31 protein-coding genes are annotated in these 22,327 nt (G+C 68.2%); 14 read left to right on the forward strand and 17 right to left on the reverse strand.

What is annotated here, in order from left to right:
• Window positions 1–106 precede the first annotated feature (106 nt).
• The 16 genes from Taqua_RS13740 to Taqua_RS11235 form a co-directional block, all read right to left on the reverse strand.
• Complete coding sequence (locus Taqua_RS13740) at window positions 107–235, reverse strand: hypothetical protein (protein ID WP_281287784.1); 129 nt, start codon at window positions 233–235, stop codon at window positions 107–109.
• The gene (locus Taqua_RS11165; protein ID WP_144326722.1) at window positions 222–425 is read right to left on the reverse strand and encodes a hypothetical protein; all 204 of its coding nucleotides are present in this window, start codon (window positions 423–425) and stop codon (window positions 222–224) included. The genes Taqua_RS13740 and Taqua_RS11165 overlap by 14 nt, the downstream gene beginning before the upstream one ends.
• 131 nt (window positions 426–556) lie before the next feature.
• On the reverse strand, window positions 557–877 hold the full coding sequence (locus tag Taqua_RS11170) for a type II toxin-antitoxin system RelE/ParE family toxin (RefSeq protein ID WP_144326723.1): 321 nt from the start codon (window positions 875–877) through the stop codon (window positions 557–559).
• Window positions 874–1,137, reverse strand: a complete 264-nt coding sequence (locus tag Taqua_RS11175) for a type II toxin-antitoxin system ParD family antitoxin (RefSeq protein ID WP_144326724.1) — start codon at window positions 1,135–1,137, stop codon at window positions 874–876. The genes Taqua_RS11170 and Taqua_RS11175 overlap by 4 nt, the downstream gene beginning before the upstream one ends.
• A gap of 55 nt (window positions 1,138–1,192) precedes the next feature.
• Window positions 1,193–1,780: a hypothetical protein gene (locus Taqua_RS11180; protein WP_144326725.1), complete on the reverse strand. Its 588-nt coding sequence runs from the start codon at window positions 1,778–1,780 to the stop codon at window positions 1,193–1,195.
• The gene (locus Taqua_RS11185) at window positions 1,777–2,145 is read right to left on the reverse strand and encodes a hypothetical protein (RefSeq protein WP_144326726.1); all 369 of its coding nucleotides are present in this window, start codon (window positions 2,143–2,145) and stop codon (window positions 1,777–1,779) included. Before Taqua_RS11185 ends, Taqua_RS11180 begins: the two co-directional genes overlap by 4 nt.
• Window positions 2,142–2,609: a crossover junction endodeoxyribonuclease RuvC gene (locus Taqua_RS11190; RefSeq protein ID WP_144326727.1), complete on the reverse strand. Its 468-nt coding sequence runs from the start codon at window positions 2,607–2,609 to the stop codon at window positions 2,142–2,144. The genes Taqua_RS11185 and Taqua_RS11190 overlap by 4 nt, the downstream gene beginning before the upstream one ends.
• A 136-nt stretch (window positions 2,610–2,745) precedes the next feature.
• Window positions 2,746–5,016: a phage/plasmid primase, P4 family gene (locus tag Taqua_RS11195; RefSeq protein WP_144326728.1), complete on the reverse strand. Its 2,271-nt coding sequence runs from the start codon at window positions 5,014–5,016 to the stop codon at window positions 2,746–2,748.
• Window positions 5,013–5,267 (reverse strand): hypothetical protein, encoded by a 255-nt coding sequence (locus Taqua_RS11200; protein WP_033371809.1) that lies wholly within the window; start codon window positions 5,265–5,267, stop codon window positions 5,013–5,015. The genes Taqua_RS11195 and Taqua_RS11200 overlap by 4 nt, the downstream gene beginning before the upstream one ends.
• Window positions 5,264–6,010: a hypothetical protein gene (locus tag Taqua_RS11205; RefSeq protein ID WP_055424137.1), complete on the reverse strand. Its 747-nt coding sequence runs from the start codon at window positions 6,008–6,010 to the stop codon at window positions 5,264–5,266. Before Taqua_RS11205 ends, Taqua_RS11200 begins: the two co-directional genes overlap by 4 nt.
• Entirely contained in the window at window positions 6,007–6,528 is a 522-nt protein-coding gene (locus Taqua_RS11210; RefSeq protein ID WP_072756152.1) for a DUF6511 domain-containing protein, read from the reverse strand. The genes Taqua_RS11205 and Taqua_RS11210 overlap by 4 nt, the downstream gene beginning before the upstream one ends.
• A gap of 63 nt (window positions 6,529–6,591) precedes the next feature.
• On the reverse strand, window positions 6,592–7,218 hold the full coding sequence (locus Taqua_RS11215) for a hypothetical protein (protein ID WP_144326729.1): 627 nt from the start codon (window positions 7,216–7,218) through the stop codon (window positions 6,592–6,594).
• Between the two features lie 3 nt (window positions 7,219–7,221).
• On the reverse strand, window positions 7,222–8,040 hold the full coding sequence (locus tag Taqua_RS11220) for an ATP-binding protein (RefSeq protein ID WP_185969611.1): 819 nt from the start codon (window positions 8,038–8,040) through the stop codon (window positions 7,222–7,224).
• Window positions 8,040–8,813: a BRO-N domain-containing protein gene (locus Taqua_RS11225; RefSeq protein ID WP_144326731.1), complete on the reverse strand. Its 774-nt coding sequence runs from the start codon at window positions 8,811–8,813 to the stop codon at window positions 8,040–8,042. The genes Taqua_RS11220 and Taqua_RS11225 overlap by 1 nt, the downstream gene beginning before the upstream one ends.
• 3 nt (window positions 8,814–8,816) lie before the next feature.
• Entirely contained in the window at window positions 8,817–9,296 is a 480-nt protein-coding gene (locus tag Taqua_RS11230) for a hypothetical protein (protein WP_144326732.1), read from the reverse strand.
• Window positions 9,297–9,306: 10 nt separating this feature from the next.
• Window positions 9,307–9,570: a MerR family transcriptional regulator gene (locus tag Taqua_RS11235; protein WP_004869858.1), complete on the reverse strand. Its 264-nt coding sequence runs from the start codon at window positions 9,568–9,570 to the stop codon at window positions 9,307–9,309.
• Window positions 9,571–9,796: 226 nt separating this feature from the next.
• Between Taqua_RS11235 and Taqua_RS11240 the strand changes: the two genes are divergently transcribed.
• The 9 genes from Taqua_RS11240 to Taqua_RS11285 all read left to right on the forward strand — a co-directional run bounded on the left by Taqua_RS11240 (window position 9,797) and on the right by Taqua_RS11285 (window position 16,812).
• A complete protein-coding gene (locus Taqua_RS11240) occupies window positions 9,797–10,258 on the forward strand; it encodes a helix-turn-helix domain-containing protein (RefSeq protein WP_004869856.1) in 462 nt (153 codons plus the stop codon).
• Between the two features lie 4 nt (window positions 10,259–10,262).
• A complete protein-coding gene (locus Taqua_RS11245; RefSeq protein WP_144326733.1) occupies window positions 10,263–10,835 on the forward strand; it encodes a PIN domain-containing protein in 573 nt (190 codons plus the stop codon).
• A 25-nt stretch (window positions 10,836–10,860) separates the two neighbouring features.
• A complete protein-coding gene (locus Taqua_RS11250; RefSeq protein ID WP_144326734.1) occupies window positions 10,861–13,116 on the forward strand; it encodes a hypothetical protein in 2,256 nt (751 codons plus the stop codon).
• Window positions 13,117–13,220: 104 nt separating this feature from the next.
• The gene (locus Taqua_RS11255; protein WP_144326735.1) at window positions 13,221–13,412 is read left to right on the forward strand and encodes a hypothetical protein; all 192 of its coding nucleotides are present in this window, start codon (window positions 13,221–13,223) and stop codon (window positions 13,410–13,412) included.
• Window positions 13,412–13,855, forward strand: coding sequence for a DUF2924 domain-containing protein (locus Taqua_RS11260; RefSeq protein ID WP_004869845.1), 444 nt, complete (start codon window positions 13,412–13,414; stop codon window positions 13,853–13,855). Before Taqua_RS11255 ends, Taqua_RS11260 begins: the two co-directional genes overlap by 1 nt.
• Window positions 13,855–15,234: a recombinase family protein gene (locus Taqua_RS11265; RefSeq protein ID WP_144326736.1), complete on the forward strand. Its 1,380-nt coding sequence runs from the start codon at window positions 13,855–13,857 to the stop codon at window positions 15,232–15,234. The genes Taqua_RS11260 and Taqua_RS11265 overlap by 1 nt, the downstream gene beginning before the upstream one ends.
• Entirely contained in the window at window positions 15,231–15,614 is a 384-nt protein-coding gene (locus Taqua_RS11270) for a hypothetical protein (protein WP_024890396.1), read from the forward strand. Before Taqua_RS11265 ends, Taqua_RS11270 begins: the two co-directional genes overlap by 4 nt.
• Complete coding sequence (locus tag Taqua_RS11275; RefSeq protein ID WP_024890395.1) at window positions 15,611–16,117, forward strand: hypothetical protein; 507 nt, start codon at window positions 15,611–15,613, stop codon at window positions 16,115–16,117. The genes Taqua_RS11270 and Taqua_RS11275 overlap by 4 nt, the downstream gene beginning before the upstream one ends.
• 239 nt (window positions 16,118–16,356) lie before the next feature.
• Entirely contained in the window at window positions 16,357–16,812 is a 456-nt protein-coding gene (locus Taqua_RS11285; protein ID WP_024890394.1) for a GNAT family N-acetyltransferase, read from the forward strand.
• 25 nt (window positions 16,813–16,837) lie between these two features.
• On the opposite strand, the gene Taqua_RS11290 is transcribed toward Taqua_RS11285, so the two are convergent.
• Complete coding sequence (locus tag Taqua_RS11290; RefSeq protein WP_024890393.1) at window positions 16,838–17,635, reverse strand: AraC family transcriptional regulator; 798 nt, start codon at window positions 17,633–17,635, stop codon at window positions 16,838–16,840.
• Between the two features lie 100 nt (window positions 17,636–17,735).
• Here Taqua_RS11290 and Taqua_RS11295 point away from each other — a divergent pair, with 100 nt between their 5' ends.
• The 5 genes from Taqua_RS11295 to kdpB all read left to right on the forward strand — a co-directional run bounded on the left by Taqua_RS11295 (window position 17,736) and on the right by kdpB (window position 22,324).
• Window positions 17,736–18,122, forward strand: a complete 387-nt coding sequence (locus tag Taqua_RS11295) for a hypothetical protein (protein ID WP_024890392.1) — start codon at window positions 17,736–17,738, stop codon at window positions 18,120–18,122.
• Between the two features lie 136 nt (window positions 18,123–18,258).
• Window positions 18,259–18,399, forward strand: coding sequence for a hypothetical protein (locus Taqua_RS13260; protein WP_160170686.1), 141 nt, complete (start codon window positions 18,259–18,261; stop codon window positions 18,397–18,399).
• Window positions 18,389–18,487 (forward strand): potassium-transporting ATPase subunit F, encoded by a 99-nt coding sequence (locus tag Taqua_RS13805; protein WP_132765337.1) that lies wholly within the window; start codon window positions 18,389–18,391, stop codon window positions 18,485–18,487. Before Taqua_RS13260 ends, Taqua_RS13805 begins: the two co-directional genes overlap by 11 nt.
• Window positions 18,484–20,229, forward strand: a complete 1,746-nt coding sequence (gene kdpA, locus Taqua_RS11305) for a potassium-transporting ATPase subunit KdpA (protein WP_144326737.1) — start codon at window positions 18,484–18,486, stop codon at window positions 20,227–20,229. Before Taqua_RS13805 ends, kdpA begins: the two co-directional genes overlap by 4 nt.
• 28 nt (window positions 20,230–20,257) lie before the next feature.
• Entirely contained in the window at window positions 20,258–22,324 is a 2,067-nt protein-coding gene (gene kdpB, locus Taqua_RS11310) for a potassium-transporting ATPase subunit KdpB (protein WP_132765568.1), read from the forward strand.
• The last annotated feature ends 3 nt before the right edge of the window (window positions 22,325–22,327 follow it).

The raw sequence follows: 22,327 nt of genomic DNA on the forward strand, positions 1-22,327 counted from the left end.
CGGCCTCGGCCTCACGCAGGAAGCCGATGATCTGCTCTTCGGTAAAACGCTTCTTCACGTCCAATCTCCTTGTCGTTGGGGATTGGACTCCAGATCGCGGCGCTACTCAAAACCGGGGGGACGTCGCCGTGCGAGTGAGCGCCTGGGCGGCGGCATCCGGGATACGCTTGGCGGCCAGCTCCGAGAGATGCTCGGTGGCCTTGGCCACATCGGCGGTGACGTCAAGTTTCAGCATCGGCGGACTTCCGGCGGCGAGGAGTGGCTGGCGCTTCGGCGTTTGCAACAGGCTCGGCAGCGATGCCAGCTTGTTGCGCCAGGATCTGATCGGCAGTGGCGGCATCGACCTCGACCGTCAGACCTGGAACGAACGAGCGCGTGCCGCCGTCGCCGGTGACGACCACCGGGCGGGTGATGAGAAGTTTCATGGGGGAGTCTCCAGCGCTGGGCAGAGAGGCGAACGCCAGGCCCAGAAACGACAGCGCCCACCGGAACGAATCGGGTGGGCGCAGTTATCAGCAGTACAGGATTACTATACCTTACATGTACAAAGATTCAACTAGGTTTTGGCGTCGGGAGCTGCATTTTTTTCAGCGAACTGCGCTTCGATGTCCATCGCGCCATGCAACACCCGGACGATGCGCACCAGACCGGGCTCCTCGAAGAAAAACACGACGTAGTTGCCGTAGGCGCATGAGCGCAGGCCTTTGCCGAGCTCTGGCCGTAGCCGGTAGGCTTTGGGCGCCTGCGTGATCTTTCGGCACTGTTCGCGCAGCTCGCGCACAAAACTCATCGCCCGCCGTGGGTTGTCGCGAGCGATGTACAGGCCAATGTCGTTCAGATCTTTCTTGGACTGCGGGGTATAGACCAAGCGCGTCATTCGGCTTTTTCAGCCATCGCTTGCAGCTTGGCTTCCAACTCGTCAAAGACTTCCTCCTCCGACAGGTCCGGCCCGCTGGCCAGGCCCACCGCAATCGCTTCGCGCAGTGCTTGCAGCTTGGCAGCTTGCTCGGCTTCGCGCTCCTCGAGCAGGCGCAGTCCGGCGCGGACGACCTCGCTGACGTTGTTGAAGCGGCCCGAGTCGACCTGCTGGCGGATGAAGGTTTCGAAGTGGGGGCTGAGCGCAACACTGGTCGGCATCGCAATTTCTCCTGACGACTAATAACAGTTATTAAACTCAGCCCCCAGTCCTTTGTCAAGGCGTGGCTTCGGCCGATGCTGTTCGTCGGTGACGGCCGCTTCCACTGCGGTCATAACCGTAGTACCGAGCCAACACGCCCAGCCCAGCGATCAGGATACCCTTGGCCTCGTGCAGGGAGATTGCCTTGCCGGCCCAGCCTTGGCGAAGTGCCCACTCACGGACCGATTGCCCCAATCCGGCCACGTACCAGAGCGCCGATCCGGCTGGACTGCCACTGCCGCCCACCGCATCCAGTGCATTCCGCACGGCACGCGCAGCACCAGCGTTCTTCTCGACCATCATCTGCCCCGGCACCGTGCTACGCGGCAAACCATCGAGCTTGGGACTGGCCACGCCACTGGCAAATGCCCTCGCAAAGTCCTGCGAGAACTGCTGGCCGGCATCGTGCATGGCACCGGTGATGCTGCCGTTTCGGAGCATCAGCGCCAGCGTATCCACAGTGCGGTAGTGGTCGACGGGCTTGCGGTCATCGTCCTCCTCACGCACGTAGCGGATCACGCTGCCATCCGGGCGGATGTGCTCCTCGCCGATACGCGGCTTCTTCTCGGCACGGGCCTTGGCGCGTTGGGTTTTCTTGGTCATGGCCGTGCCTCCCCGAGTTGCCCGAGGGTCGCCAGCGCACCATCGCGGCTGCGTTGCACCGTGACGGACTTGCCCGTGGTCGCCACCACCGTCCAGGTCTCGCCATCGCCCCGGTCGATGACCTCGCCCTCTGACCAAGGTGTGCTCTTGCGGGAAGCCGCAGTACGGGCACCGTAGAGCTTGGTGGCGATGCCAGACAGAAATGCGCGGTCCCAGTCGTCGTAGATGTCCTCCAGCGGCACGACCACAATGCCTTGTTTGTGCCATGCAGCGGCGCGCATGGCACGCAGTTCGTCGCTGCTGGCGGGTGACGCCGGGGCCAGGCGCCCGAGAGCGCAGGGGATGGAAGCGGTGCTGGTTCTCATGCCACACCCCCTTGGGCCATTGCCCAGTCCAGCAGCGCCAGCGCATCAGCGTGGTTGTCGTCGACCGGTGTGATGCCGCGTGCCTTGGCGGCCGCGATCATCTCGGCCTTGCCAGCGTTGCCCTTGCCGGTGGCGTGCTTCTTGATCGTGCCGACCGGAACGCCCTGGTACGGGATGTTGTGCTGCTCGCACCAGGCGGTGAGCTGCGCCATGAAGCCACCGTAGGCATGCGCCGCATCAACACCCGCGTGTTTCCTCACTTCTTCGAACACCACCCAGTCGAGTCCGTCAGCGCACTGCTTGATGTCGGTGAGCCAACGCTTGAAGCGCAGGTATCTCATCCCGCCGCCTTCGAAGCGTCGGGGCTTGAAGGATTCGGTGCCGCTGGTAATGTGGCCGTCGCTGCCGCGCAGCGCCCAGCCGGTGGTGGTGCCCAGGTCCAGGGCCAGGATCGTGGTGTGCATGGGTGCAGTCCTTCGTTCATGTCGTTGCCGGTGACCGAAGGTGACCGCCGTGGGGAATGAACCTTCCGCCTGCGCGCGCGTACGCGCGTAAAGAGATTCAATCCTTGGACCAGTCACCTTCGGTCACCCTCGGGGTTCAGTCGTCTCGGTACGGGAGCCGTACGCCGTAGTCCTTGGGCTTGAGCGACAGGCCCGCCAGGGCCTTGACGCCGCCGTGGATGCGCGTGCGCTCGAAGCCGCGGTTGGCCAGTTGCTGCGCGAGCCAGCGGCTCGTGCCCACGTACTCGCCGCGCCGGCCGGCCCAGTCCTGCCAGCGCTGGAACACGTCGGCCACGGCCACGCGGGCCTGCGGGTGGCGCTGGGCCTCCTCGTCCAGGAAGTCGCCGACGGCGTCCTCCTCGTCGAAGTACTCGGCGGTGGCCGACACCACGCTGGCCGGGGGCTGGAGCCCCTCGCGCTGCCAGGCCAGACAACCCTCAACCGCCCACGCGAGGATCCCGTCGCGCTCGGCCAGGAGCTTGTCGGTCAGCATGGCGTCGCGCCGCTCGGGCGGGATGGTGACGGTGAAGGGGATCAGGTGCAGCCGGCGCTTCATCGCCTCGTCGACGTTGCGGATCGCGGGCTTGTGGTTGCCGGCGATCACCAGCTTGAACTGGGGCGTGTACTCGAAGAAGTCCTGCCGCATGAAGCGCGCCGAGACCTTGTCGCCGCCGGTGAGGGCCTTGACCTTGGACTCGTTCCAGCGCCGGCCCTGCTCGGTCTCGATGGAGGAGACGAAGCGCGCGCCGCGCAGGCCCGCCAGATCGGTCGGATGGCGGTCGCCGCGCGCCTCCATGAAGGTGTCCATCGGTGCGCTGGTGGCGTAGTCGCCCAGGATCGTGGCCACGGTGTTGACGAACACCGACTTGCCGTTGGCGCCGGTGCCGTAGAGGAAGAACAGCGCATGCGCCGCCGTCGAGCCGGTGAGGCAATAGCCCACCATGCGCTGCAGGTAGGCCTGCAGGTCGGCATCGTCCCCGGTGACGTCGGCCAGGAACGCCCGCCAGCGGGGGCAGTCGCCGCGGGGCGTGGCGGTGGCGAGCTTGGTCATGCGGTCGGCGCGGTCGTGGAGGCGCAGCCGCCCGGTGCGCAGGTCGACCACGCCGCCCGGCGTGTTGAGCGCGAACAGATCCGCGTCCCACTCCTGCGAGGTGGAGGCGTGCCGCCGGTCGGTGCGCGCCAGCCGCTCCACGCCGCCGACCGTGCTGCTCGCGGCGAGCTTGGCCGCCAGCCGGTGGGAGTCGGCCTTGAGGGCGGCCTCGCGGCAGATCGCCCGGATGAGGTGGTGCACCAACAGCGTCTCGTCCGCCTGCCAGCGCCGGCCGTCCCACACCAGCCACTTGCCCCAGGCGGCGCAGTAGCGCCAGTCTTCGCTGTAGCGGCTGGTGAAGCTCAGCGCCAGCGCGTCGTCGGTGGCCCAGACGGAAGGCTCCTGCGTGGGCTGCCCAAGTGCTGGCTTGATGCTCATCCGCGGGCCCGAGGCGATGAAGGCGGCGACGTCGAAGCCTTGGGCGACGGCGTCGGCCGCGTCCCACCCCTCGGGCTTGTCGTCGGGCGGCAGCAGCACGTCGCAGGAGGCGGCGCCGGCGGCGAGTGCGGCCTGCGCCGCGGCCATCGCATAGTCCCAGCCGGGTTTGTCGCGATCGGGCCAGAGGAGGACGGCCTTGCCGGCGAGCGGCGACCAGTCGGTCTTGTCCACCGGGGCGTTGGCGCCGTGCATCGCGGTGGTGGCCACGATCCCGAGCTCGATCAAGGCCTGGGCGCATTTCTCGCCCTCGACCAGCACGACCTGGGCGGCGTCCTGGATCCCCGGCTGGTTGTACAGCGGCCGCGGCTCGGGCGGTGCCATCTTGCGCCGTTTGGCGTCCCAGGGCCGGAACTCCTTCTTGCGCCCGGGCGGGTCGTAGCGGTAGACCACGGCGATGAGGCGCCCTTGTGCATCCAGATAGTCCCACTTGGCGGTGGCCGGGCCGAGGTCGTCGATCGAGGCCTTCTTGGCCGCCTTGCGCGGCGGCGCCGTGGGCGCTCGGCCGACGAGGTCCTCGGCCAGGTCGAGGACGCGGGCGAAGTCGCCGTGCACGTCCACGCCGAAGTGGGCGCCGATCAGGTGGAACACATCGCCGCCGGAGCCTTCGGCACGGTCGGTCCAGAGTCCCGCCTTGTCCCCAATGAGCACGACCTCCAGGCTGTCGCCCGGGCTGCCGAGCACGTCGCCGATGAAGAACTTGCCGCGGCGCTTCTTTCCAGCGGGGAACAGGGTGAACAGCACCGACTCCAGCCTCGCGAGCAGGGCGGCGCGAATCTCCTCGCGGCGCGCGGTGGGGTCGGCGTCGGCGGGCGGGTCCGGGAGAGCGTTGAAATCGATCATGCACCGCCCTCCTCGCTGCCATCCGACGCGCTGCGGGCCATGGCTCTCGCGTGGTGCGAGGCCCAAACCTGCAGTTCCGACAGCCGGTAGCGCACCAGCCCACCCAGAAGGTAGTGCGGGATGCGGTGCTTGGCGCGCATCATTGGATCGGCGAACCAGTAGTACGGCAGGCGCAGGCTGGCCGCGGCTTGCTTGGCGTCGATCATGGGCTCGCCAATCGCGCCCGTCGTCGATACGGATCGGGTCCTCATGCCGCAGCCCTCCAGCACCGGTCCTGCCATGGGCACATCCGGCACTCGACATGGGTGGGATCGGAGAACGAGCGCGGCAGCAGTTCGCCCGCCTCGGTGGCCGTGATGACCTTGACCGCCCGGTCGGACATGCGCTGCGCCAACGCCGCATCGAACGGCACCAGCTCGGCGTGGATCTCCATGGTGTCGGCGTTCACCGCCGTGAACAGGGCCGGGTGCGCGTGCAGTTCGAGATAGGCCTGGTAGAGCCCGACCTGGGCGGCGTAGACGGGCTTGGCGACCGCGAGGCGATGTCTCTCCAACTCGCGCCACGATTTGGCGCCCAGGCACTTGTTCTCCCACAGCGCGGGATAGCCAGCCCCAAAGCCCAGGTCGGGCCCGGCGACGAGCACGCCATCGACGTGGCCCTGCAGGCGCCCGTCTAGCGCCGAGAAGCCGAATTGCTCCCCCGCGTCGTTACGCGTGCGCAGATCGAAGCCCGCGGCACGCAGCCATCCGACCATGCAGTCCTCGATCACGTGGCCGCGATCGAAGACGCGCAGCAGGCGGCCGTCGGTCTCGCGACCCGGATCGACCGGGGCGTCGGCAAACTCGTACTGCAGCGCGCGCTCGCAGGCGACCCCGAGGCGCGAGGCGCCCAGGTAGGTGCGGCGAGGCTGCGCCGCGCGAGACTGCTGCAGCCCGGCGTCGATCAGCGCCGTGAGCTGACCCGACAGGCTCTTGGAGGCGTTGAAGTCCATCATCGCCGCGCCTCCTTGGGTGCTGCCGTGCGTGCCGTCTGCGCTTGAGCCTTCGGTTCTTCCCACGGCAGATCGTCCTCGAGGTCGGCGAACGGGTCGGACACCGGGTCTTTCAAGCCCCGCACCGGCGGATACTTGGTCGCCTCGTGGTGCTCGACCATCGCGTCCGTGTAGCAGGTGACGATGGCGTCGATCACCTGCATCGCCTCAGCCTCGGAATACTCGCCCAGCGGCTTGGCAAAGCCGATGCTTTCTGCCGCCGCGCCGAAGGCCTTGAGGCACTTCTTCATCGCGGCCAGTTCGACGTCAGACGGGTCGATCATGGCCACCTCCGTCTTGGGCGTGCGTCCTTCCTGCACCCGCAGCCACTGACCGTAGAGCGCGTGAAACGCCTCCTGGCAACGCCGCGAGCAGAACACCCAGTCGATCGGATAGCGCCGGGCGTCGCCCACCGGATGCCGAAGGTCCGAGTGGCCGTAGCCGCGCGCCTGTCGTTTGCAGACCCAGCACTTGCCGCTCATTGCATTCGCTCTCGCCTTCGGCTTCGCGAAACTTCGCTTCGCTCGTTTTCATCGCCCCTCCTCTCACTGCGCCCAGGCGGGCTTGCCCGGCATGGCGGGGCGTTGCGGGTTGACGGGCGGCGTCGTGCGCGGCGGGGTTGCTGCGGCGGGCGCGCCGGTGGAACCACTGCCGGGGTTCTTCGGCGGCAGCCCCATCAGGCGGGCGTAGTCCGGGTGGTCGGGCTCGACGGCGTTTCGGATGACGTTCTTCAACTCGCCGCGGCCGTCCTTCTCGACGTCGATGCGGGCCGCAAACTCGATGCCGTCGAGCTCGTGGAAGCCCTGGATGCGCCGCGCGGCGGCGGCCTGCGGGCTCATGTCCTGGGGATGGACGTTGCGGGCGCTGTTGAGGATCGCGCGGATGAGGCTGCGGCCCATCTGGCCCCAGGTCGGGCCCTTCGGGGAATGCAGGCCGATGTTGCTCCACAGCTTGCGCCGGGCGTACTCGCCCTCCAGCACGACGAACTCGGCCGCGAGATACACCGAGCCGGTCTCAAAGCTCTGCGTGGCGTAGCCGCCGGTCCACCCCTGGGCCGGGTCATCAAAGCCCCCGGGCTTGAGCGTCATGCGCACGCGGGCGAGCGTGCCCTTGGGGATCAGGTCGAAGCTGGGCTGCTGCTGCGCGTCGTTGAAATCGCACCAATCGGTCATGGCTTACTCCTTGGATGTCGGGATTCGAGTGGCGGCGGCGCACTTGTCGATCAGCGCGCGCAGGTTCGGCGGCTCCAGCAACTCGAGCTGGCCGGAGCGGTCCTTGGCCGGGACGCCGTAGGGGTTCACCGTGTGGCAGACGAAGGCGCGGTAGGACGAGCCGTCCTCGGCCTTGATCTCGGCCAGCGTCACGACTTCATCGACGATGCCGGGCAGTTCCGCGGCGGTCTTGGCGCCCTCGATCTGCGGCACGAAGACCTTGCGGTTGAAGTCGTCCAGGCGCTCGTCGAGGATGGCGACGAACACGACGTGCTTGCCGCGCGCGTGCTGCAGGTGGGTCAGCGCCCCGATGAGTTCCGAGCCGAGCAGGCCGTAGGCGCCCCGGGTGTCGGGTTTGCCGGTGCGCTCGCTGTAGGCCTGCGGTTGGGTCTTGGCCCAGACGAGTGCCAGGCGCGCGAGCACGGTGATGCTGTCGACGAAGTAGGTGTCGTACTTGGCCAGTTGCGCGGGATCGCCGTAGCGCTCACACACATGCCGGTAGTGCGCCTCGGAGTACGGCGCATCCGCCGGCAACGCCGGGTTCGGGCCGGCGAGGAACACCACGAGATCGCGGAACTCCGGCCAGGTGCTCGGGCGCACGCAGTCGCCGCGCCAGTCCTTGACGGCCAAGTCGCCAGCCTCGAGGTCGACGAACAGGGTCGAGGCTTCGGGCAGGGTCTTCAACTGGCTGGTCTTGCCGATGCCGCTCTTGCCCAGCAGCACGAGCTTGACGCCCTGCTTCTCGCGCAGCCGCTCATCGGCGGTGATGATGGGAAGGGCCATCACGCCACCTCCTTCAGCCGCTCGGCCACCAGAGGGTTCCAGAGGATCTGGTAGCCGCTGTGCCCGTTGCGGGAGTACGGCATCGCCTCGGCCCAGGCCTCGCCGGCCTCGGTCAGTTCCCACTCGTCGCGTTCGTTGCGCAACTGCAGGCCGTGCGCGGCCAGACGCTGGTTGGTGGCCTTGGCCGACAGGCCCAGCAGCCTGCCGAGCTGGGTGGCGTTGAGCGAGCAGATTGCCTCGTTCGCGGCAGTGTCCCTGGCAGGAAGGGCGCGGCGCAGCGTCTCGACCGCCAAGCCCGTGTTCTTCTGGATGCAGGTGAGCGTGGCCGCCATCGCGATGCCGGGTTTGACCCCCGGCACCTTGGCCACGGCCTCGCCGATCAGCAGCAGAGCGGCGACGCGGTCCTGGGTGGGTGCCGGCAGGGTCGGGCGTGCACTTGGCGCCGTGTAGCTGCCCGTCTTGCGGATTGCCGGCAGCACCTCGTGTGTCACCCAGCGCTTGAAGTGCTTGGCCTCGCGCTTGCGGCTACCCAGCACCAGGCTGTAGAGGCCGGGCTCGTTGACGACGTTGACCTGGTCATTGCCGCGCGAGATGCCCTGAATTGAGATCAGGGCTTGCTCGTCAGGGTCCAGTCGCGCCAGGGCGCGGGTGGTGTTCGGCAGTTCAAGAACCGCGCACACATCCGCCGCGACGAACCACGGTTCGCCTTGGGCATCCGTGACGACCCGGACCGGACGGCCTTCGAAATCAAACGGGATCAGTTCGGTGCTCATGGATCACTCCTCCGAGACGAGGGCCAGCCGGAACGTGGGCTTGCCGGGCTTGACGGTGCGGGCGGCCTCGAACCCGGCGCGCAGTGCCGGCGGCCAGTTGGAGAAGCGCGATTCCGAGACGGCGTACTCGACGTCCAGGTAGTCCTCGACCTTCTCGCCGGCGGCGGCGATGCGCCGGGCGATGGCGGCCAGTTGCGCCTGGTCCCAGGACACGCGCTTCGGGACATCGATCGTCACGCGAAGCAGCCCGTCCTTCAGGTGCACGACGCCGAAGTCCTTGCCCGCCTCGAGGCGGGCAGCACGGGCCTGCTCGCCGTAGGCGGCCTCCAGCGCAGCGTCGAACTTGGCGCGGGCCTGCTTGAGCCAGGCGAGCGCTTCGTCCAGGTGGCGGCTGATCTCCGCCTTCTGGGCGGGCGGGAGTTGAGCCAGCTGGCCGACGGACATCGCGGCGATGTCGGCGGGGTAGAGGGTGAGGTCGCTCATGGCCGCCCCCTCACTGGTATGCCCGTGCGAAGGTCGAGTAGCGCGAGACGCGCCGCTCGAAGGCCTCGACATCGCTGATCAGGTAGGTGACGCGTGCGCCCAGCTTGCAAAAGACCGGGCCCAGCTGCTCCTGCCGCCAGCGGCGCAGGGTGTGGACGGACAGTCGCCAGCGGGCGGCGAGTTCGAACTCGTTGAGCGCGACCGGCGTCGTGCCTTCGGGTGGTGCCGGATAGAAGTTCCGGGTGGATCGAACAGATGCAGGGTGTTTCTGCATGGCGGGGCTCCTTCTGTTTGGGAGCCCTCATTGAATTGCCCGGCGCTTTGGGCTTGGGCGAGTGCTTTTTAGGCGATCACGGGGCGCGGCCCGACCGGTGGCGAGCCAGGCATGCGCCTTAAGTCTTTGATTTGTATGGTTAGAACAATGTCTTTTCGGTTATTGCGATTTCGTTTGTTTCGTTTACAATGACCCCTATCGCATCCGATCCGACCAGGAGAGCCCCATGACGACCCCCACCATCCCCAATGCGCTGCCCTCGGCCGAGGACGTCGCGCTGGCTCGGGAATCCGGGCGCGTGCTCTCGACGGTGCTGCAAACGCGCGCCGAGACCCAGCAGATCGACTTCCACGACGACAAGGGCGCCGTGCGCTCAGTGACGCTGCCGACGACGGCGCTGCGGTTGCTGCTGGACGTGCTGACCGAGATCGGCCAGGGCAATGCCGTCACCGTCATCCCCATCCACGCCGAACTGACCACGCAGGAAGCGGCCGACCTGCTCAACGTCTCGCGGCCCTTCCTCGTGCAGTTGCTGGAAAAAGGCGAGATCCCGTTCCACAAGATCGGCACGCATCGTCGGGTGCGTTACCAGGACGTGATCGCCTACAAGCACCGGATCGATGCCGAGCGCCGCAAGGCCCTCGACGAACTGGCCGCGCAGGCCCAGGAACTCGGCATGGGGTACTGAGCGGATGAGCTCGCACTTCACCGTCGTCTACGACGCCTGCGTGCTCTATCCCGCGCCCCTGCGCGATCTGTTGATGCATCTGGCGCTGTCGGACCTGTACCGGGCGCGCTGGAGCGACAGGATTCACGACGAGTGGATGCGCCACGTGCTGGCCAGCCGTCCCGATCTGACTGCCGAGCAACTCGAGCGCACGCGGCGGCTGATGAACGCCCACGTCCGCGACTGCCTGGTCACCGGCTTCGAGTACCTGATTGCCTCGATCGAGTTGCCCGACCCCAGCGACCGCCATGTGGTGGCGGCCGCCATCCACGCCGGCGCCAGCCTCATCGTGACCTTCAACCTCAAGGACTTCCCCGCTGAGGCGCTCAAGCCCTACAACCTCGCGGCGCAGCATCCGGACGACTTCATCGTCGATCTGCTGGATCTGCACCCGGCCGGCGTGCTCGAAGCAGTCGCCCGCCACCGCCGCAATCTGAAGAACCCGCCCAAGTCGGCGGACGACTACCTGGACACCCTGCTGGCGCAGGGGCTGACGCAATCGGTGGCGGTGATGCGCCCATGGGTCATGGCCATGTGAGGCACCGCGCTGTATCGGAGGGAGCATGGGCAAGAAGACCCTGACCAACGCACACTGTCTGCTGGAGCTGGTCGAGCGCGTGCCGGCCTCAGTCCTCAAGCTGTTCGCCGGCCTGCCCGAGTGCCTGGGACTGCAGCGCGGGTTTGATTGGACGCAGCCCGACGAGGGGCTGAGCGCTGCCCTCATCGAGCACATCAAGCACCTGCGCAAGGAGCAGCGCGATCCGGCCGAGCGCGAAGCTTTGCGGGTGCTGCGCCTGAGCACCGTGCGCGGGGCCGCCATCCTCGCCACCGTCGCCGAGCAGCTCTACGACGAGGACCTGCTCGCACGGTTTCGTGCGCAAGAAGGCGGCGAGGTCGGTCGCGCGGTGTGGATGCGCACGCACAGCGAGGCCTCGATCAAGCTCTTCGACACTGCCGAGTCCATCGTCAACACCCAGGACCTGAAGGGGCTCAAACGCCTGCACGACGCGTTCGACGTGCCTGGCGAGGCGCCGCCCTTCCTGTGGAACGATGAGGTCAAGGACCGGCTGGAAGCGCAACTCACCGAGGCGATGCGGCTGGCCGAGCCCTGCGAGGTCATCCACGTGGCCATGGAGGAGCCGAACCGGCAAGGCCAGACCCAGACGACGCACTACCTCGTGGTGCGTTTCGCCGGCGATCAGGTGGCCGCGGTGGAGATGCGCAACCGCCAGCGCAAGAGCTTCTTCTACTTCCCGGCGCGCGACGCCACCCTGATCTACGCGCCCCATCGTGGGCTCGTCGAAGTCTTTGCCCCGACACTGGGCATCCGTGCGCCGCTGGCCAACGTGCTGTCCCGGCACGGCTTCAAGGCCCCCTTGTCGAACCGCCCGCTGGACCGCTCGCGCTACGATCTGTCGCGCTTTGCGCGGCCACTGAAGGACACCAAGCCGCGCATCGACGGGGGCCGCATCGAGCGGCTGTATCTGACCGAAGCCAAGGCTTTGCTTGGGCATGCCACGGACGCCGTCACGCTGCACATCGACAGCGGCGCAGAACTGCACGAGGTGATCGACGAGCGCTGGGGCAACCACCCCTTCGCGCAGCCTGGTGCCTTGCTCGGTGTGACCCTGGTGGCCGAACTGGTGTTCGAGGGGGAGACGGCGGCCACCCCGCTGGCCATCGTGCTGGCCGAGCCCGGTCGCTGCAGCCTGGCTGGCGAGAAAGACCAACGCCTGCGCCGCGCCGGGATGCAACTGCTCGAGGCCCTGGGGGTGCGCAAACCGCTGCACCCGGGCTGCGGGCGGGACGATCCGAGCCTGATCGCGCAGGTGGCCCGGCTTCTGGAGAGCGCCAGCAGCCCGATGGACGGCTTCGCACTGCATAAGCTCGGCATCGACATCGAGCGGCTGCAGGACGAAGGCATCCTCATCGAAGGCGAGCGCATTGCCGAGCTGTCGGTTCCCGTCGACGAAGGCGAGCCGATGAAGGTGGTGCTCGAACGTTGCGCCGATGCCGACACCGTGCGCTACCGCGATCCTATGACGGGCAACGACGTGGTCATGCCGGCCCGCCTCGCCCGGCGCTGGAAGGTGCAGCTGGACTGGTTGCGCGAGGAATTGATCACGGCGCTGGGATCGGCCTTGAAAGGACCCCGCAGTCGGCACTTCGACGACGAGCCGGTGTTCCTTGGCGAGATCGACATCGACGGCCATGCCGTGGCGCTGTACTTCGCCTCCAGGATGTCCCACGAGCGCGCGTACGCGAAAGTCGACGCTGCGCTGAGGCTTCGTCCGCGCCCGGTGGCGGGCGTGGTGTTGACGACGACCTCGACGCCGCTGCCATTCGCCGGCACCAATGTCGTCATTCCCATCGAGGATGTGCTCGCCGATGCGGGCAACGGCAGCGCCATCGACCTGGACCGGCTGAAGGTGGCCTATCGCCACGGGCAACTGGCGGCCATGGGCGGGTCGACGGTGACGCTCAAGGTCGCCCCCGATGGTCACGCGGCGACGCTGTACCTTCCGGGCAAGGCGCCGTGGCGGGTCACGGGCAAAGCAAGGATCGCCGTCTTGCAGCGGCTGGTGGAGGCCTGGGCCGCAGGAACGCCCCACGTCAACACGAAGGCGCTGATGGCCGGCACGGGCTGCACGTCTCCGGCCAACCTCTTCACCGGCAAGCACTCGCCCTGGCGCGACTATCTCGAAAGGGTCCCAGGCACGCGGGCGTGGCAGCTGAAGCTGACCCCACTCGATCGAGTGGTCGTCGATGACAGCGACACGCGCAGCGCTGCGATCGAAGCAGTCACCGAAGACGTCTGACCGCCGTTGAGGCGTCAGCGCGCCGCGCCGATTGATCGGCGTTGCGATCCGCTTCGGAAATCTGCGCACATCATCCGTGACGGTTTCGATTCCCTGGAGCCGTCATGACAAACCTCGAACTTGCATCTCCGGCAGAGATGAGCGCCAGCGCCCGTGCTGGCGAGATCACCACCATCCTTGCCGCCGCCGTTGTCCGCGCCCTTGCCGCGAATGAGCCAAAAAGGAGAGAAGTGGCCCTTGGCTTCTTGCCCAATCAGCGCGTTCATACAACCCCCTCTCAACAGGAGAAGTTGTGATGAACGAGAAACAAGCTTCCGTCGCGGCGCGGATCGCCGAACTGGGCCACCTGCCCATGGCCGAGCTCTGGGTCATCTGGGACCGGTACTTCGAACGCCGGCCCAAACATCCGAATCGAACGCACGTCGAATCCCGCATCGCCTATAAGCTGCAGGAAGAAGCTTTCGGCGGACTGGCCCCCGAAACGCGCCAGCGTCTGGAGGCCATCGGCGCGAAGCACTCCAAGATCAAACTGCGCGCGCGCCCGCGCAAGTTCGACTTCGCACCGGGCACCGTGCTGCTGCGCGAATGGGGCGAGCGCGAGCATCGGGTGACGGTCAATGCCGAGGGCCATTTCGAGTACGAGGGCCACACCTTCAAGAGCTTGACGGCGGTGGCTCGGCACATCACCGGCCAGCATTGGAGCGGCCCGCTGTTCTTCGGTCTGAAAGGAGGCGCCTGATGACGGAAATCGCCTCCACTAAGGCGCGCAAACGCTGCGCGGTCTACTGCCGGGTGTCCTCGGACGAGCGGCTCGACCAGGAGTTCAACTCCATCGACGCGCAGAAGGAGGCGGGCCACGCCTTCATCGCTAGCCAAAGGAGCGAGGGTTGGATCTCTGTCGCCGACGACTACGATGATCCCGGCTTCTCGGGCGGCAACACCGAGCGCCCGGCCTTGAAGCGCCTGATGGCCGATATCCAGCGCGGGCTGATCGACATCGTGGTGGTCTACAAGATCGACCGCCTGACGAGGAGCCTGGCCGACTTCTCCAAGATGGTCGAGGTGTTCGAGCGCCAGGGCGTGTCCTTCGTCTCGGTGACCCAGCAATTCAACACCACGACCTCGATGGGGCGGCTCACGCTCAACATCCTGCTGTCCTTCGCCCAGTTCGAGCGCGAGGTCACCGGTGAGCGCATCCGCGACAAGATCGCCGCGGCCAAGAAGAAGGGGCTGTGGATGGGCGGCGTGCCGCCACTGGGCTACGACGTGGCGAACCGGCAACTGGTCATCAACGAAGCCGAGGCGGCCGTGGTGCGCCGCATCTTCGAGGAGATGCTCTCAATCGGTTCGCCGACCCAGATCGCTGCTCGACTGACTGCCGAGGGCATCACGACCAAGGCGTGGACGACGCAGGACGGGCGGGTTCGCACCGGCACACGTATCGACAAGAAGTACATCCACAAGGTGCTGCGCAACCGCATCTACCTCGGGGAGCTGTCGAGCCGGGGCCAGTGGTACCCCGGCGTGCACGAGCCGATCATCGAACGCCAGCTGTGGGACCAGGTTCACGCGGTGCTGGCCCGCGACAGCCACGCGCGCTCTGTGGAGACCAAGATCCGGTCACGCACCGACGCCTTGCTACGGGGACTGCTCTATGCCCCTTCGGGCGAACGCATGTACCCGACCTACTCGCGCAAAAACGGACGCAAGTATCACTACTACGTCTCCAAGTCCGAGAGTCGCTTCGGCGCGCCGGGCAAGAGTTACGAGCGCCTGCCCGCCCGCGAGATCGAGGCGGCGGTCGTGGCCCAGATCCGCACCGTGCTGACCAGCCCCGAATCCATCGCCGCCGTCGTGCGCCACATCCAACGCCAGGGCGCGCCGATCGACGAGGCCACGGTCGTGATGGCGATGGGGCGCCTCAACGACGTGTGGGATCAGCTCTTCCCGGTCGAGCAGCACCGCATCGCCAACCTGATGATCGAGCGCATCGATCTCGTCCACACCGACGAGATGCAGGGCATCCGGGTGAAGTGGCGCGAACTGGGCTGGGACGCCTTGATCGGCGAGTTCGCGCCCAGGAGCATCGGCGCCGAGCTGCTGGAGGTCGAGGCATGAAGGACGGGACGCTCGAGACCTTCGTGCCGCTGACCCTGCGGCGGCGCGGCGTGCGCCGGCTGGTTCAGCACCAGGCCGAGGACCGGGACGCGCACGACAGCACGCTCATCGAAGGGATGGCACGGGCCTTCCACTGGCAACGGCTGCTAGACAGCGGCGCGATGCCCAGCGGCTCGGCCATCGCGCGTGCCGAAGGGCTGCACCACTCGGTGGTCAACGAGCTGCTGCGCCTGACGCTGCTCGCGCCCGACATCGTCGAGCTGCTGATGGCCGGGCGGCAGCCACGCCGGATGAGCCTGATCTGGTTCCAGCGCCACCCGCTGCCGGTGGACTGGGCGGCCCAGCGCGAGATCGTGCGGCGCTTCGAGGAGAAAGCGTGAGCACGAAGCACCGGGGACGCATCGAGGGAGCGCCGGTCACCCAGAAACTGCCGACGCCGGCGGGCGGCGTGAAACTGGAAACCTTCGTGCCCTGGCGGCTGGTGCAGCGCGGCATCCGGCGCGCGGTGATCGCGCCGCCCGGCGCACCGAAAGGTGTGGAGGTTCACTCGACGTGGGCCGGCCCGGCGCGCACCGAAGCCAAGGACACGGCGTTGTTGCGTGCGCTTGGGCTGGCGCACCACTGGCAGCGGCTGCTCCATGAGGGGCGGGCGGCGTCGGTGGTGGAGATCGCGCAGGCCGAGCAAATCGACATCACCCAAGTGCGCCGCCTGCTGCGCTTGACCTTGCTGGCGCCGACGGTGATCGAGACCTTGCTGCGCGAACCGCAGCATCGCCTCGACCCGGTGCTGCGCCAGCCATGGGCGACGTTGTGGCAGGATCAATGTAGTCAGCTTAAGCGGCTTCATCGTCGGGGCGCGCTCGAGGAATCTTCCAGGCGATGAGCACTTGCGGATCCGAACTCGCCGTACTTCACATGCGCAAGATCACCGGACCGTTTCGATGCAAGACGGTGGGTGCCCTTCATGACGCTCTTGCGAGCAGCGCGCGAAGCTCGGCTTGGATGGCGCGTCGTCGCAGCAGCAGGGTGGACCCCCGATGCACAGACCCGCGAGGTCTACCACGTCTGGCACGGTCCCGACTCGCCCGACGACCGCATCGAACTCCAGATTGGCCTCGCCCCATGACGCCCGAGTCCACGCTTGAAGTGCGGCGCTTTGCCGCCGAGGATTTCCCCACCTACCGCGCCTGGTACGCCGACGCGCGCTTGAACCGGCATCTGGGCCCGATGGACGAGGAGTGGCTGGCCCATGTGCTGGCCGACACCGAGGGCGAGCAATGGACGGTGCGGTATGGCGCGGCGCTGGTCGCCGTCATCGGCCTCACCCCTGACCCCGAGCACGGGGCTTGGGTCCTCACCGACTGGGCCGTCGATCCCGCCCTGCGCGGCCAGGGCTGGGGGCGGCGCGCCTGGGCGGCCTTGCTGGCGCAGCCCGCGCTGCGCGAGCGCCGATGCTTTCGTGCCTACGTGGCCGAGGACAACCCCGAAGCCCTGGCCTTCTTCGAGGCGCTGGGCTGGCGGCGCCTGGCCGCGCCCAGCCGCGAGGATCCGTTTTGGGCCTTGGCTTGGGTGCAATGAGGCCCGGTGCGGCAAGCGGCCGGCGTCAGCGTCTGCGGCGTGGGCTTGTCGCTGCATACTGCCCCGGCGTCGTGCCGAAGACCTCGCGGAACACCGCGATGAAGCTGCTGGGGTTGCGGTAGCCCGACTCGGCCGCGACGGCGACCACCGGCACACCCTCGGCCAGACGGCCGGCGGCGTGCAGCAGGCGCAGGCGCTGGCGCCAGTGCGTGAAGCTGTACCCGGTCTCGGCCACGAAACGGCGCGAGGCGGTGCGCGACGACAACCCCGCCCAGCGGGCCCAATCCGCCAGCGGCCGTGGGTCGCCGGGGTGGTCGCACAAGGCTTGGGCGATGCGCCGCAGGCGGCGGTCGCTGGGCATCGGCACGCTCCAGGGCAGCGGTGTCGAGGCGGCGATCTCGTCGAGCATCACGGCCGCCAAACGCTCCAGCCGCTGCGGGTCGGTCGTGCCGTCGGCCGCCAGATGGGCCGCATGCCCCACCGCCGCGCGCAACAGCGGGGTGAGCGCCAGCACGCAGGGCTCGGCCGGCAAGGCCGCGCAGGCTTCGGGGGCCAGGTACACGCTCCAGCCCGCAAACGGCCCGTGCGAGTGCGCCGCATGCAGCGTCTGCGGCGGCACCCACACCGCATGCGAGGCCGGCACGATCCAGCGGTGCCGCGCTGCCTGCACCGTCAGCAGCCCGGTCTCGGTGCCCAGCAGTTGGCCGCGCACGTGACGATGCTCGCGCGTGTGCCGCACCCGGCCGCTGCGCCGCAGCACCGCACACATCACCGGCCCCTGGCGGGCCTCGGCCCAACGGGGCGCGATCAAGGGGTCGTCCATGCTTGGCATCGTAGCGGTATCGCATGGCGTGCAGGCCGCATCGCAGCCCTGCGCATGTCGATACGCTGGACGCTCCTTCTGTTCGATCCCTGGACCCCCCATGACTTCGATCCACCACGCCTTGGACGACCTGCTCAACCGGCAGGACATACCGCTCGACACCTTCCTCGATTGGCATTTCAGCCCCGACTACCGCCAGCGCACCGATGGGCACTGGGACGACCGCAACGGCTTTGCCGCGCATGCGCGCAGGCTGCGCGAGCTGGTGGCGTCCGCCCGCATCGAGGTGCTCGACGAATGGCGCGATCTGCGACGCTACGCCAGCCATCACCGCGTGCACGTGCGCAAGCGCGACGGCGCCACCGTGGTGCAGGAGGTCTACCTCTTCGACCGCTTGGATGCGAGCGGCCGCTTCGAGTGCGTCGACGAGGTGACGCTGATGCTCGAAGGCCAAGAGGCGGACCGGGGCTTGGGTCGCGTGCGGTGAGACCGGACCTCACAGGATGGCGTCGACGACGCCTCGTCTTGATGCCGCCTTGATACCGCTGGGCACGAATCGGGCGCCGGCTTGATGCCGCACGGGCTAGGATGTGCAGCGTGTACATCCCCTCGTGGAGGACTGCATGGACATCGTGTTTCTTGGCTGGGCGGCCGCCTTCGCGCTGATCACCCTGGGCGCGCTGGCGGGATGCCGCCGGCTGTCGCCCCCTGCCCCGCAAGGCAACCGAATCGAGTCGAACGGAGGTCACGGCGATGGAGCCTGAGGCACTGATCATGACCGCCGGGGTGCTCGTCATCGGGCTGCTGGCCTATCTCGTCTACGCCCTGCTGGCGGTGGAGGACTTCGAATGAACGCCAATCCCTGGGTGCAGCTCGCGCTGTTCCTGGCGCTGTTGTTCCCGCTGGCCTGGGCGCTGGCGCGCTGGCTCGATGGCGTCTTCAGCGGCCGGCTCGCCGCGCGCGTGCGCTTCGTGGGCGCGATCGAGCGCGGGGTGCTGCGGCTGGCCGGCAGCCGGCCGGACGAGGACATGCCGTGGTGGCGCTATGCGCTGGCGATCCTCGTGTTCAACCTCGTGGGGCTGGCGGCGCTGTACGCGATCCTGCGGCTGCAGGCAGTGTTGCCGTTCAACCCGCAGGGCTTCGGTGCGGTGGCACCGGATCTGGCGCTGAACACCGCCGTCTCCTTCGTCACCAACACCAATTGGCAGAGCTATGGCGGCGAATCCACGATGAGCCATGGCACGCAGATGCTGGGGCTTACCGTACAGAACTTCCTGTCGGCGGCCACCGGCATCGCGGTGGCGCTGGCGGTGATCCGCGGCTTCGTGCGCAAAACCAGCTCCGGTGTGGGTCACGCCTGGCTAGATCTTACGCGCGCCACTCTGTGGGTGCTGCTGCCGCTGTCGGCGGTGTTCGCGCTGTTCCTCGTTAGCCAGGGCGTGCCGCAGACGCTGGCGGCCGGACACGAAGTGACTCTCATCGATCCTGTTTCCTACACTGTTCAGGAAGCAAGTCGGCAGGTCACGCACACCGCAGCGACCCAGACCATCGCGATCGGCCCGGTGGCCTCGCAGGAGGCGATCAAAATGCTGGGCACGAATGGCGGGGGCTTCTTCAACGCCAATTCTGCGCATCCGTTCGAGAACCCGACGGCTCTGTCGAACCTGCTGGAAATGGTCTCGATCCTCCTCATCCCGCTGGCGCTGGTGTTCCTGTTCGGGCGCTGGGCGGGCGATGCACGCCAGGGCGCGGCGCTGGCCGGGGTGATGACCGTGCTGTTCGTCGCACTCTATGCCGTGGGGGTGATCGCGCAGCATCAGCCCAACCCGCAGCTTGCGGCGCTGGGCCTGAGCGGCCCGAGCCTTGAGGGGCTGGAGACGCGCTTCGGCGTGGTCGGCTCGATGCTGTTTGCTGCGGTCACGACCGCCGCCAGCTGCGGCGCGGTCAATGCCATGCATGACAGCCTGATGCCGCTGGCTGGCTCGGTGCCGATGTTCCTGATGCAGCTGGGCGAGGTCGTTTACGGCGGTGTCGGCTCGGGGCTGTACGGCATGCTGCTGTTCGCGGTGATCGCGGTGTTCATCGCCGGGCTGATGGTCGGCCGCACGCCGGAGTACCTGGGCAAGAAGATCGGCGCCTACGAGATGAAGATGGTCTCGCTGGCGGTGATCGTGGTGCCCGCGCTGGTGCTGGCGGGCACGGCGCTGGCGCTGCGCGTGGAGCCGGGCCTGGCAGGCCTGACGAACCCCGGCGCGCACGGCCTGTCGCAGGCGCTGTATGCGCTGACCTCGGCCGGCAACAACAACGGCTCGGCCTTTGCAGGCCTGTCGGCCAACGCGCCGTTCTGGAACGTGCTGCTGGCCGCGGCGATGTGGTTCGGGCGCTTCCTGGTGATCGTGCCGGCGCTGGCGCTGGCCGGCAGCCTCGCGGCCAAGCCGCGCGTGCCGCCCTCGGCCGGCACGCTGGCCACCAACAACGGGCTGTTCGTCGTGCTGCTGGTGGCCGCAGTGCTGCTGGTGGGAGCGCTGAACTATGTGCCGGCGCTGGCGCTCGGGCCGGTGGCCGAGCACCTGACGCTGATGTCGGGCCGCTGAAGCGCCCGGGAGGAACGACATGACGACGATGGTGACGAATCCGCGCGCGGCCGGCCCCTGGGATGCGGCGCTGCTGCGCGCCGCCTTGCGCGAATCGCTGTGGCGCCTGGCGCCGCAGGCGCAATGGCGCAACCCGGTGATGTTCGTGGTGTGGGTCGGCGCCGCGCTGGTGACGGCGATCGGCGTGGCCGCCGCCACGGGGCGCATGGCCGCGCCGGTGGGCTTCACGCTCGCGGTGGCAGCCTGGCTGTGGCTGACGGTGTGGTTCGCCAACCTGGCCGAGGCGCTGGCCGAGGGCCGGGGCAAGGCCCAGGCGGCGGCGCTGCGCTCGGCCAAGAAGCGCGTGTACGCCAAGGTGCTGCAAGAGCCGCACCACGGTGCGTCCTGGATCCCGGTGCCGAGCGACGAGCTGTCCGCCGGCCGCGTGGTGCTGGTGGAGGCCGGCGACGTGATCCCGGCCGACGGCGAGGTCATCGAGGGCGTGGCCTCGGTGGACGAGTCGGCCATCACCGGCGAGTCGGCCCCGGTGATCCGCGAGTCCGGTGGCGACCGCTCGGCGGTGACCGGGGGCACGCGCGTGCTGTCGGACTGGCTGGTGGTACGCATCACCGCGCAGCCGGGCCACACCTTCCTGGACCGCATGATCGCGATGGTCGAGTCCGCCAAGCGCCGCCGCACGCCCAACGAGATCGCGCTGACCATCCTGCTGGTGGCGCTGACCCTGGTGTTCCTGATCGTTTGCGCCACGCTCTGGCCGCTGTCGCAGTACAGCGTGCAGGCGGCGGGCCAGGGCCAGCCGGTGTCGGTGACGGTGCTGGTGGCGCTGCTGGTGTGCCTGATCCCGACGACGATCGGCGCGCTGCTGGCCGCCATCGGCATCGCCGGCATGAGCCGCATGCTGCGCGCCAACGTGATCGCCACCTCGGGCCGCGCGGTGGAAGCCGCCGGCGACGTGGACGTGCTGCTGCTGGACAAGACCGGCACGATCACGCTCGGCAACCGGCAGGCGGTGGCCTTCCACCCCGCGCCCGGGGTCACGGAGCCGGCCCTGGCCGATGCGGCGCAGCTCGCCTCGCTGGCCGACGAGACGCCCGAAGGGCGCTCCATCGTCGTGCTGGCCAAGGAACGCCACGGACTGCGTGGCCGCGAGACGGCAGGCCTGCACTTCATCGCGTTTTCCGCGCGCACCCGGATGAGCGGGGTGGACCTCGACGGCCGGCGCATCCGCAAGGGCGCGCTCGATGCGGTGCAGCGCTTCGTCGAGGAGGCGGGCGGCCGCCTGCCGGAGGCGGTGCGTGAGCGCGCCGAGGCCATCGCGCGCGAGGGCGGCACGCCATTGGTGGTGGCCGAGGACGCGCGCGCCTTGGGCGTGGTCGAGCTCAAGGACATCGTCAAGGGAGGCATCCGCGAGCGCTTCGCCGAGCTGCGCCGCATGGGCATCAAGACGGTGATGGTCACCGGCGACAACCGGCTCACGGCCGCTGCGATCGCCGCCGAGGCCGGGGTGGACGACTTCCTGGCCGAAGCCATGCCCGAGGACAAGCTCGCGCTGATCCGCCGCTACCAGGCCGAGGGCCACCTCGTGGCGATGACCGGCGACGGCACCAACGATGCGCCCGCGCTGGCGCAGGCGGACGTGGCGGTGGCGATGAACGCGGGCACGCAGGCGGCCAAGGAGGCCGGCAACATGGTCGATCTCGACTCGAACCCGACCAAGCTGCTGGAGGTGGTCGAGGTCGGCAAGCAGATGCTGATGACGCGCGGGGCGCTGACCACCTTCTCGATCGCCAACGACGTGGCCAAGTACTTCGCGATCATCCCGGCGGCCTTCGTGGGCACCTATCCGCAGCTCGCGGCGCTGGACGTGATGCGACTGACGAGCCCGCAGTCGGCGATCCTGTCGGCGGTGATCTTCAACGCGCTCATCATCGTGGCGCTGATCCCGCTGGCACTCAAGGGCGTGCGCTGGAGGGCGCAGTCGGCCGAGGCGTTGCTGCGCCGGCACCTGCTTCTCTACGGTCTGGGCGGCGTCATCGCGCCCTTCATCGGCATCAAGCTGATCGACCTGGCGCTGGCGGCGCTGGGCCTGGCCTGAGCC

It is taken from the genome of Tepidimonas aquatica, assembly GCF_007556585.1.
In the GTDB taxonomy this organism is placed as follows: Bacteria; Pseudomonadota; Gammaproteobacteria; order Burkholderiales; family Burkholderiaceae_C; genus Tepidimonas; species Tepidimonas aquatica.